Origin of the sequence: Paenibacillus sp. LjRoot56, assembly GCF_964253335.1 — a bacterium.
GTDB classification, from domain to species: Bacteria; Bacillota; Bacilli; order Paenibacillales; family NBRC-103111; genus Paenibacillus_E; species Paenibacillus_E allorhizoplanae.
The window spans coordinates 1572108-1583953 of sequence record NZ_CAXURV020000001.1; the positions used below are offsets into that span (position 1 = coordinate 1572108).

The 11846-nt window shown below is 44.7% G+C and carries 6 protein-coding genes; 5 read left to right on the forward strand and 1 reads right to left on the reverse strand.

Translation table 11 applies throughout. From position 1 onward, the window contains the following. Positions 1-15: 15 nt before the first annotated feature. From ACSQ8O_RS07040 to ACSQ8O_RS07060, 5 genes are all read left to right on the forward strand, one after another. A complete protein-coding gene (locus ACSQ8O_RS07040; RefSeq protein ID WP_436240985.1) occupies positions 16-2271 on the forward strand; it encodes an AraC family transcriptional regulator in 2256 nt (751 codons plus the stop codon). 236 nt (positions 2272-2507) lie between these two features. Then, positions 2508-3398, forward strand: a complete 891-nt coding sequence (locus ACSQ8O_RS07045) for an ABC transporter permease (protein ID WP_436240986.1) — start codon at positions 2508-2510, stop codon at positions 3396-3398. Positions 3399-3413: 15 nt separating this feature from the next. Further along, complete coding sequence (locus ACSQ8O_RS07050) at positions 3414-4289, forward strand: carbohydrate ABC transporter permease (protein ID WP_056608777.1); 876 nt, start codon at positions 3414-3416, stop codon at positions 4287-4289. A 116-nt stretch (positions 4290-4405) separates the two neighbouring features. Beyond that, positions 4406-6094, forward strand: coding sequence for an extracellular solute-binding protein (locus ACSQ8O_RS07055; protein WP_436240987.1), 1689 nt, complete (start codon positions 4406-4408; stop codon positions 6092-6094). Positions 6095-6186: 92 nt separating this feature from the next. Continuing rightward, the gene (locus ACSQ8O_RS07060) at positions 6187-10989 is read left to right on the forward strand and encodes an OmpL47-type beta-barrel domain-containing protein (RefSeq protein WP_436240988.1); all 4803 of its coding nucleotides are present in this window, start codon (positions 6187-6189) and stop codon (positions 10987-10989) included. A gap of 80 nt (positions 10990-11069) precedes the next feature. On the opposite strand, the gene ACSQ8O_RS07065 is transcribed toward ACSQ8O_RS07060, so the two are convergent. Further along, complete coding sequence (locus ACSQ8O_RS07065) at positions 11070-11729, reverse strand: TetR/AcrR family transcriptional regulator (protein ID WP_436234357.1); 660 nt, start codon at positions 11727-11729, stop codon at positions 11070-11072. Positions 11730-11846: the final 117 nt, after the last annotated feature.

Below are 11846 nucleotides of genomic sequence, written 5' to 3' on the forward strand. Positions count from 1 at the left end.
AAAGGAGAGTAAACGATGATGAAGAACATCTCGCTGAACAAGACATGGTTTCGTCGTCTCCTGTTTTCCTATGTAACGATTTTCCTTTTTATTGTGCCTCTACTTATGTTTATCCTGTTGATGGCATTCAGTGAGCTATCTCGAAAAACCGCGGTCGAATCCAATAAAATTTTCACCAAACAAGTGCTCCAGTCCATTGACAATCAAATGAAGTTGATCGATAACACGATTACGAACGAGATCGCCAGCGATGATGATATGCTGTCTGCTTTTTTTAATCCTGCTTTACGCGACGACCGATTTTATTCAGGCTATTTGTCGTCTGTCAAAGTAAAAAGTCTCATGGCAACGATGCCTCTCATCGACTCGATCTATTTATATAGGCTGTCAGACGATACGGTGCAGACACCATACTCCGTTTCCAAGCTAGCTACATTTAATGATAAACAATTGATTGTAGAAGCTTTGAAGCAATCCGGACTAAATCAGCAATGGACAGATGTGCGGAAAGGTTACACGGAGCAAGGAGAACCCACCGAATTTGTATCTTTAGTGCGATATGTCCCATTGAATTCTGGTAATGACGGACTAATCGTTGTCAATGTGCAGATTCAAGCGGTTGCCCGTTTCGTTCAAACACTGACGACGGAAAATTCCAATCATCTCAGCCTTTATGACCGCGAGGGGACGCCTATTTATGGTAGTATTCATGGGAACGGTTCCCTAATGACGAAGATGCACTCTGATTATTCCGAATGGGCTATTTTCAGCAGTGTGGCGAATGGTAATTTGTTTCGTCTTGTCTCTGCAATATCCAAATATTGGATATTTATTTGTGCAATTTTCTTTAGTATGGGTGTGATATGGATTGTTGTGGTTACCCGACGAAACTATAAGCCTGTAGAAACGATCATACAGCGTATCCAATTATTCTCCCAGCAAAAAAGCGCCGAATTGTTCCGTAAAGGCAATCAAGACGAATTTAAGTTCATCGATACGGCGTTGGTAAATTTGATGGAACGGTCAAATGCCTATCAGAAGCAGCACGAGGAAGATTTAGTTTTTAAGCGAAAACACTTCTTTTTCGAATGGGTGGATGGGAATCGTCCCTTGAAGGTCGAAGAGTGGCAACAGGAGATGGAGAGCCTCGGAATGCCATGCAATTTTGACTCGCTATGTGTTAGTGTGCTGGAAATTAATAAATATAGTAAATTCGCAAATCTTTATTCAGATCATGATCAAAATTTGCTTAAATTCGTTTTGTGTAGTGTAGTAAAGGAAATCGCTTTTGGTCGAAATGTAACCATATGGACCGAGTGGACGTCCAAAGATCAATTGACTTTGCTGCACCTGGTCCAGAACGATTCTTCGGAAAGTAAGCCCGAGCAGATCGCGAGTGATATAGCGAATGACATGATGCAGTGGGTTAAGACCTACCTTGATTTTAATATTACAATGGGCATAGGATCAGGAGTAGATCGCATAGAACTTGTACATTATGCATACGTCGAAGCGTTGGAAGCACTTCAATATAGACCTACGTTAGGTGAGGATAGTGTGATCTGTTATTGGCAGATTAAACCCGAGGGTAAGCAACAGTCACTCGATCTTCTCGAATATATCCGCGCGATTGCATTTTCATTACGAACGGGGGAAGGCGATTGGCAGGAAAGCTTCACACAACTTTTCGATGGCATTCGAGCCGGTCTGTATGCGCGTAAGGAATTGGACAACCTAATGAGCTACATGATATTTTTCCTTGATAAGGAGTTTACGGACCTACCAGCGGGTGTGCAAAAAATAGGGGCAGACGGTTTGAAGGATAAACTGCAAAAGGCAGTAGACGACTGGGATACGGTGGACGAACTACAACATATGTTGAGAAATGTTCTTACAGAAACAACAGAAGCGATGGCGACGTTGCGTGAGATGAGCAGCAATCATATGCTTATTCGCAAAATTAAATTGTATATGGAGGAACATTACCAAAATCCGGATTTATCATTGCTTCATTTAAGCGATGTGTTTCATGTGCATATGAAAAGTATTAGTCGTACGTTTAAAGAAGAAATTGGTGAGAATTTTATTGATTATTTGACGCGAATTCGTACAGAACATGCAAAAGAGCTTTTGGTTCAAACCGAACACTCCATACAAGAGATTACGGTCAGAATCGGATATCTGCATCCGAACACGTTCATTCGATCATTCAAAAAGCTGGTTGGTCAAACACCAGGCGACTTTCGGAAGACTGCTCAAGTGAAATCATAAAGATGAACTTTGTTGATTGGTGTTTTTTTGTTGATGAATAGGATTTGGATGGCCATAGGATCGGATTCACTGGTGAAAAAGCCAGGGATGACGGTTCTTTTTTTATTTGCGAATATTGTTGATCGAGGGAAAATGAACGATTGTTCCAACTTACCTTTCAGTTGTACAGTTGGATCGCAGGCAACTACAAAGAAAGAGGGAACAATATGAAAGCAATAGACCGAAGGGGAATCAACATGAAGAGATTAAGGGAGAATATACCATTGCTCCTGATGTTCATACCCGTCATTTTATTTTACTTAATTTTCAAATACGCACCAATGGCTGGACTGATCATTGCTTTTAAAGATTATAACTTTTTTGATGGCGTATTCCACAGTCCTTGGGTTGGATTTGAACAGTTCCAAAAGCTGTTCAGTGACCCAAATTCGTTAAAAATTATCCGAAACACACTTCTACTTAGCTCTCTAAATATATTCGTGGGATTTCCGTTTCCGATCCTATTAGCTATTCTTTTGAACGAAGCGAGAAAAATGTGGTTCAAGAAGATCGTTCAAACACTTGTATATTTACCTTACTTTTATTCATGGATTATTGTCGGTGGGATCGTCTTTAGTATTTTTGGAATCGAAGGAAGCTGGTTAAGTCATTGGATGACCCTTTTTAAACTTGAACCATTTCCATTCTTATACAATATCAAATCATGGATCACCATCTTTGTTAGTGCAGGAATATGGAAAGATATGGGTTTTAACGCCATCATCTATTTGGCGGCAATGACGACAATCGACCCGTCGTTGTACGAATCAGCAAGTATGGATGGTGCTAATAAAGGGAAACAGATTATTCATATTACGATTCCCGGAATTGCGCCAACTATCATTTTGGTCTTTATTCTTTCTATGGGGCGGGTGATGGAAGTCGGATTTGACCCCATTTACGTCTTGAAAAATGCTGCGGTGAACGACGTTTCGGATGTCATCAGCACGTATATTTATCGCGTTGGACTGCAAGGCGCGCAATTTAGCTTAACTACAGCAATGGGCATGTTTGAATCAGTCGTTGCTTTAATTCTACTGCTCTCTGTCAATTGGATTGCACGTCGCTTTCAGCAGGGTCTATTTTAGAAAGGAGGAATCGAGATGCGTGCATCCAATGGAGATAAAATCTTTTACATCATAAATTATATCGTATTAGCCTTAATTGCCTGCACTAGCTTGTTTCCACTTCTTCATTTGATTGCGCTTTCCATTAGTAGTTCATCCGCCATCGAAACTGGGAAAGTAAATCTGTGGCCTATCGGCTTCTCCTGGGAAACGTTTAACGTTTTGATCAAGGGAACACCGCTCATCCGATCTTTCAGCAACAGTGCTTTGATCACGTTCGTAGGTGTTACGTTAAGTTTGGTCACCACGATTATGGCTGCATATCCCTTATCACGTCCCAATTTTTATGCACGGCGCTTCTTTACGCTTTCGATGATCTTCACGATGATCTTTACGGGAGGAATTATCCCTACTTTCCTGGTCATCCAAAATTTAGGATTGGTTAACTCCTATTGGGCGCTATGGTTACCGGGTTTAGTAAGTACCTATAACATGTTGCTTCTACGCACGTACTTCGAGAACATCCCGTCTGAAATTGACGATGCGGCACGAATGGATGGTTGCAGCGAAGTACGGCTTCTACTTCAAGTTGTATTGCCCATTTCTATGCCTGTTCTCGCGACATTAACGCTTTTCTATGGTGTTGCGTACTGGAATATTTTTATGAGTATGCTGATTTACATCAACGATACCGATAAGCACAACTTAACCGTTCTCGTACAACAAATGATTCAAAGCCAAAGCGTGCTGCAGCAAACCATGATGGTGCAGCCTGACGACCAGGTTCATGTGGTGGAAGAAGGCATTAAAGCTGCAGGCGTGATCGTCATGATTACCCCGATGCTGGTGGTATATCCATTTTTGCAAAAATACTTTGTCAAAGGTGTCATGCTTGGTTCCGTGAAAGGCTAATGTAGGCAAAATGAATGCGTTAAGGAGGTGGTGCTGCAAAGGAGAATCTGGTTCTCAAAGATCCGATGAGGTAAGCTTAGGCAAACAAATAATGAATTCAAAAGGGGTTATCAAACATGAGAAAATGGTTTGCGACATCACTAACGATGGCATTATCCACTTCAATGGTTCTAACGGCATGCAGTACGAAATCTACCGAACAGCCGAGTTCCTCTACTAATTCAACAACGCCAACTGCATCAACAGCGCCAGCTGCATCAACGGCGCCAGTTAAGAAAGGGGATATATCCGTATCGGTTTATGATCGTGGAAATATTCCTGCTGCAGAAGGCACATTGGAAGATAATCGTTGGACAAAATTCATAAACGAGAATGGCCCTGCGAATGTCAAATATGTGCCAATTCCGCGCAACGATTCCGCACAAAAATTCAATGTACTGTTTGCATCGGGTTCGGCGCCTGACATTATTAACGAGTTTGATCCGAATATACTGAACCCGCTCATCGATCAGAAGCAGCTTATGCCGCTAAACGACCTGATCGAGAAGAACAGCGTTGAATATAAGAAGATTCTTCAGGATTATCCCGCATTGAAGAAAGTCGGGACCAGTCCTGACGGGAAAATGTACAAAGTTGGACGGGTGCTGGAGTCATTTCCAAGTTATGCGGTCTTCGTCCGTGAAGATTGGTTGAAAAAATTAAAACTCGACGTACCGAAAACGACCGAGGAGCTGTATAAAGTAGCCAAAGCGTTTGCGGAGCAAGACCCTGACGGTAACGGAAAGAATGACACATACGGAATGGCATTGAGTTATCGTTCGGAGTATGCAATCGATATGATGTTCGGAAATCCTGTGGAGCAATACGGTCTTGTGAATGATCAACCGACCCGTGCATTTGAAAATGCGAAATTGGCGACAGAGTTCAAAAAGCGCTTGTTTGATGAGGGACTAATCGATAAAGACTTTGTGAATGACAAAAATGGGGCAAAAGCCAAACAAGACTTTTTGAATGGCAAACTGGGCATTTATCCAACTTTTGTAGGAAGTTGGTTTGATTCGACAGTAACGGATATACAAACCTTGAAGAAGGCTGTCCCAGATGCCAGTGTCATCCCTATCGCACTGCCAAAAAGTCCAGTTGGCGAATTTATTCCGGATGTACAAAGTCCAGTGCAAATGACAACTGCGATTAATGCAAAGACGAAAGATCCAGTTGCAGCGATCAAATATCTCGACTTTATGAATCGTGTCTCGACGGGTACCAGCATCCTATTCGGATTGGAAGGTACGCATTATAAGAAGGATGTAAACGGATGTCCGCAAATCATCGATCCTAATAAAACGAAAGCAGAAATTAGCTGGGCGGGCGACTATGCGCAATCCTATTCCCGTTTGCTGCTAGGCAAGTGTTCGTTCTTCCAAAATCAATTCAATCCCGACATTCCAGAACAAAAAGCAGGACTGGATATGTTCAACAAAGCCGAGTCCTTATATCTCGATTCGACTAAAAAATATCGTTTCATCACCTTGCAAGAGCTGATACCGTCTTTCCCCAAAGATATGCAAACGTCATTTAACACTGTCAAAAAGCAAATTACCGATACGTGGTTGAAATCAGTCTTGAGCGGGGATAAATACTCGGTTGAACAAGCCTACAAGGACGTTCAGACTTCATGGGATAAAGCGGGCGGCAAACAAATGGATGACTTCATAATTGAGTGGTATAAAACCAATAAGGACAGCAGTTTCATGATGAAAGATTTATGGGAGACCGTGGCCAAACAAGCGCAAATGAAGAAGTAAGCAACGCGTATTTAACAAAGGATGGGGGCCGTTATACGAATCTGCGGTCCTCAGCTTTTCTTTATCCATGCATGAATACGAGGAGGGGGATTATGAGGAAGTTTAAGAAATTTGTTTGTGTCATGGGGCTATTATTTTTTATGGTCATTGGAGCACGTGCCGCACATGCGGCGGTTATACAGCAGTTGCCAGTCTCGAACCCGGGGTTTGAAACGCTGACCATAAACAACGGTATCAGCAGTCCGAAAGACTGGAAAACGTGGTGGTGGAGCGGGCCCGTAAGCAATCCGTCGATTTCGGCTGCGAGTTATACGGAGGATGAAAAAAGCGGCGGCCAGCGCTCCGTATTTATCAACAGTGTCAGCACGGGATATGCCGGGTGGGTATCGAATCCCATAACGCTTCCTTCAGATATGATGTCGTTTCGAATTTCTGCCAAACTGAAGACATCCCAAGATTATTCTGGAAACAAACCACGCTTTTGGGTTTCGTTCCAGAACAACGGGACCTTTTTGGGCTCTTACACGACGGATCAGACGGAGGGGGTGTCACTTGGAGATTGGACGGAAGTTTCCTTTACTGTTGATCGAAGTCAATTTCCGGCAGGCACCAACACGCTTGTATTGAATCTGTCGACAACCAGCATCAATTCGGCGACACCAGTAAGCGGCAAAATGTACTACGATGATGTGATGGTGGAAGCGTCGGAAGAACCGATCCATGTTATTCAGCAACTGCCGGTTTCGAACCCGAGCTTCGAGACATTGACCGTGACGAATGGCGTAAGCAGTCCAAAAGATTGGAAAACGTGGTGGTGGAACGGGTCCGCAAACAATCCGCCCGTTTCGGCAGCGAATTATACAGAGAATGAAAAAAGCAGCGGTCTGCGCTCGGTGTTTATAGGCAGTGTCAGCAGTGGATATGCGGGGTGGGTTTCGAGTCCCATAACGCTCCCATCGAATATGACATCGTTTCGAATAACAGCCAAGCTGAAGGCATCGCCAGATTATTCGGGGAATAAACCGCGGTTTTGGGTTTCGTTTCAGAACAATGGGACTTTCTTAGGCTCCTACACGACGGATAAGACGGATGGTTTGTCCCTTGCGGATTGGACGGAAGTGTCGTTTACCGTTGATCGAAGCCAATTTCCGGCCGGGACGAACACGCTTGTGCTGAATTTGACGACTACCAGCATAAATGCTGCGACACCGGCAAGCGGAAAACTATACTACGATGATGTGAAAGCGGAAGCGCCGAACCAATCGCTGGGGCCGGTTGTTTTTACGTTGAAAAGCAATAAATTTGCTAGCTGGTGGAATCTGGGGGACCCCGTCGTATATCAATTGAACGCCGGAGCAGTAGCGAGTTCCATTAACACCATTATTGGTAGCGTTTACAATTCTGACAATGAGTTGGTAGTACAAGTGCCTGTATCTAGACAGACATTTCTCGATACAGGCTGGAGCTGGACGCCTCCAGAGCCGGGGTATTACGAAATTGCTTTTTCCTATCAGCAGAACGGTAGTACGGATTTAACGGATCTGCCCGTCAAATATACGTATTCACAGACGGATCTGACTACGTTTGCTCGTGAGCGGTATTCCTTGGTAGTGAGTCAGGGGCCAACAAAACCAGTCTCGCAAAGATGGCCGACGATGGGCTTTAGCTATCAGCTTTCGGAAGGCGAGAATGCTATGAAACTGGCTGATTTAGTGGGATTTCGCTTTGCACGAATTCATTCAGTGCCATGGGGATCGCAGTTCCGCGATACGAGCTGGGCGATTGAACCGTCACGAGGTGTTTATGAGTGGTCGAGATTCGATGACCAAATCAACAAGCTGTCAAGTTACGGCTTTGATATGATTGGAAATCTGTTATACACGCCGCAGTGGGCATCACCGCATCCGGAGCAAACGCAGACGAATATTAGTGTGCCAGCCTATTCCGCTTATGCTCCTGTGGATATGAAGGACTGGGAAGATTTTGTTCGTGCCGTCGTTACTCGGTACGATACTCGTATTAAGACGTGGGAGGTATGGAATGAGCCAAACTTGCCGGGGTTGAGCGTTTTTTGGCTGGATTCAACGGAGCGTTTCGTTGAGCTGTTGAAAACTGCGTATCAGACAATTAAAGAGGAACAGCCGGATTCAGATGTATGGATTGGCGGACTTGCAGGACGCAACTATTTGTCATTTTATAAAGAGCTGCTCAGCTTGGGCGGAGCTTCCTATTTTGATAAGCTCTCGCTGCATGGTTACCTGCCAGATCCTCGCGAATTCCATCGTATAGATCAGGCTTTTGGGATCGCATCCAAGCCGTGGGCCGATTCGGAAAGTCATGCGATTCTGGTCAATTCCAATTCAGTAACAGGCACAGTGCCTACGGAATCTGAGATCGCCAAGCGCATGATTGTTGACTTCCTGTCGCAGCTCAAATGGGGAACGCAAAAAATTGCCCTATTTCATATGCTGAATTTATCGGAGATGGAAACGTTATCTTATGCAAAGAGTACCGGTACTGTTACGCATGCATCGGGTTTATTCCGCTCTAAGCCGCGAGTGGAACCGAGACTCGCAGCGTCAGTAGCCCATCATTTTCTCGATCTTGCTGGCCAATCGCTCGTTTATAAAGGGGAGTATGTTCTCGAGGGAGGACAAAAAGCAGTTGTACTTGACAATGACGGAGCCCGGCTCATAGGGTTGTGGTCTGACGCATCTTCAGAAGCTCCGATCGATTCGCGTCTAGCGGCTGCTTTCACGGGTGAGACTTTCGTTACGGACTGGGAGGGGAAAGTGCAAAGTGCCAATAACCTACTTAGCGTACATCCTGGCAAGGTTTATTGGATAAGTAATGCGGATAGCGCAGCATTAGCGCTACTACCGATCTCAGAGCCGTTTTTGATCTCGGATTTCGACCGTAATACGAATCAAATCGCTGTCCCTGAGTCGAAGGGAACTAGCGGAGAACTGTTCAATCCTGCCACCTTAGAAGTCGCTGACGATGCTGTATGGACTACCGATAATTGGGCGTATAAAGCAGCTGCCCAGTCGACGAAACCAGCGGATTTTGACGCTTCGTTTGCGGCGGGGTATTCAGAAAGCGGGCTAGACCTGATCGTTCGTGTGAAGGATGGGACATTTGTTCAGGATAATCCACTCGGAAGCTACTGGAAAGGTGACAGTGTACAGTTCGCGATTGACACATTCGGACAGGGATTTACGGGAGATCAGGTGGAATTCCAGGCAGCACTGACACCGGAGGGCCTAGTGCTCTATAAACAATCGGTTCCTTATGTTGGCGGTAATTTACCAACCAATTGGACACCGGGCAACAGCGTAGCACAGTATGCGTCCCTCAAGGTAGATCAAACAGTCCCCAATGAAACGACTTATTATATCCATGTGAATTCTTCTGAATTGTATCCTTATGTACATGATCCGAAAAGTCCACTTCGACTGTCTGTTCTGGTCAACGACAATAACGGCAGCGGTCGGCTTGGATGGCTTGAGTGGAGTAGCGGGATTGGCAGTGATAAAAATCCGGCGAAATATGGGAAAGTGTGGATGTTGAATGGGCTAGTTGTTGAAGCAGCTCAAACGAGTATGCCGGAGGGAGAAACCCAGTCTCTGGGTGCCCATGGACTGACGGCAAGCGGGTTTATAGATGTATCTGGCAAAGCTGTTTGGCATTCATCTGATCCATCAAGCGTAACTGTGGATACGTATGGCACAGTGAAGGCGATTGGGGAAGGCAATGCGATTATTCAAGCATCGTACGGTCCCTTTGTCGGGAGCATAGCGATAACGGTAACGGCAGATAAAACGCCACCCTTTACGAGTGCGGACGTCTCACCTGGCCAGCCAGATGGACAAAATGGCTGGTACGTGAGTCCAGTTACAGTAAGCCTCTCCGCGGTCGACAATTTGTCCGAGGTAGCGAAAATAGAATACAGTCTCGATGGAGGAGTAACATGGCAGTTGTATTCAGCGCCGGTTACCTTTGAACAAGATGGCAATTATACCTTGAGCTATCGCTCGACAAACCATGCAGGCAATGAGGAGGTTGCGAAAACGATCAGTTTTAAGATTGACAAGACTACACCGACCGCAACTTTTGCATACAGCCAAATAACGCCCACAACACAAGAAGTTGTCGCAACGATGACACCGAGTGAACCGGTAACGATCACGAACAACGGGGGTTCAAGCAGCTATACGTTCTACTTTAATAGCAGTTCTACCTTTGAAATTGTCGATGCAGCAGGAAATCATGGCACGGTAATGGCGATTGTGAACAATATCGTATTGAAGAGTAAAGCCATACCGGGTATGCCGATCCTTTCAGATGACAATGGGTACGATACAGGTCTTCAAGACGGTAATTACAATGTTACGATGAATATGTGGCACGGAGAAAATGGTAGAATTTACAAGCTTTACGAGAATGATGTTTTAATCGATACGAAAATCCTTACTGACAATTCACCAAACGCACAAACGGTAGTAACCGCAGTTTACGGCAATAAGAATGGGACCTATCGTTACTTTGCGGAGCTTACCAATGCATTCGGCACAACGACGAGCAGTACGCACGTTATAACAGTCACGAAAGCAGCGCCGAACAAACCAGTTTTATCCAACGATAACTGGGATGGTGACGGAAATTTCAAAGTCAGCATGAACATGTGGTGGGGAACCAATGGCGGGGTGTATCATTTATATGAGAACGGTGTTCTTATCTATACACAAGCACTGACAAATCATACACCGTATGCCCAAGCGGAAGTAACGACCGTAACGAATAAAGCAATAGGCACCTATCAATATCGCGGTGAGCTTGTCAATTATGCTGGAGCCACATCCAGTGATACGATGATAGTAAATGTAACTAAGTAAGCTTGGTATAGGAAAACTAAAAACGGAGAACGCGTAGTATACGCGGCTCCGTTTTTTAGTGATTTCAGTCTTTTGTCATTTTAGGTGCTATGATCCGGTAATAATGAGCTGACAATCAAAGATAACGTTTGCTTATATACCGCATAGGCTGCTTGTACATCTCCCAAGTGCCCACCCATGTACAGATGTATAGCCCCGTGGAGCGAGGCCCAGCATATACGCACAACAGATTCGGCATCATAATGGGCTGGAATCAGTCCTTGCTCTTGCGCTTTGCTAATCGCCATCACAAATTGCCTCATGGCCGTTAAGGTGCCATGCATGCTTTCTTCATCCGGTTTGAAATCGGCAAAGGCTCCTCCGAACATCAATTTATAATAGCCGGAGTAATGCTGCCCGAATTGCCAAAAGGCTTCGCCTAAATTCAGTAAGTGCTGTACGGGATCATTCGTCTGCGGCGTCCCCTCGAATTCGTAAGCAAGAAGCTTACAACCTTCCAAATACAACTGCTGTGCCAAACCCTCTTTATTGACAAACAAGCTATAAATAATCTTTGTAGAGCAATCCATTTCCTGGGCTACTCGGCGTACCGTAACGGCTTCCGGGCCCTCTTCTTGCAGAAGCGTTGCCGCCACATCAACAACCAGTTTGCGGAGATTTTCATTATTTTGCAAGCGAGCTTCTTTGTAGGTTTTCAAAATTCGTGTGTTCGTATTGGAAGGGATATCTTGGTCGCTCATAATCATCACCTTAGGTTCTCGTGTTTTTGTCAGGAAACAAAGTTTCTGACTCTCTTACCAGAAATTCTAAACAGTTGTTAGAGAGATGTCAATGAGACCGAGAATGTGGGAAAGCGC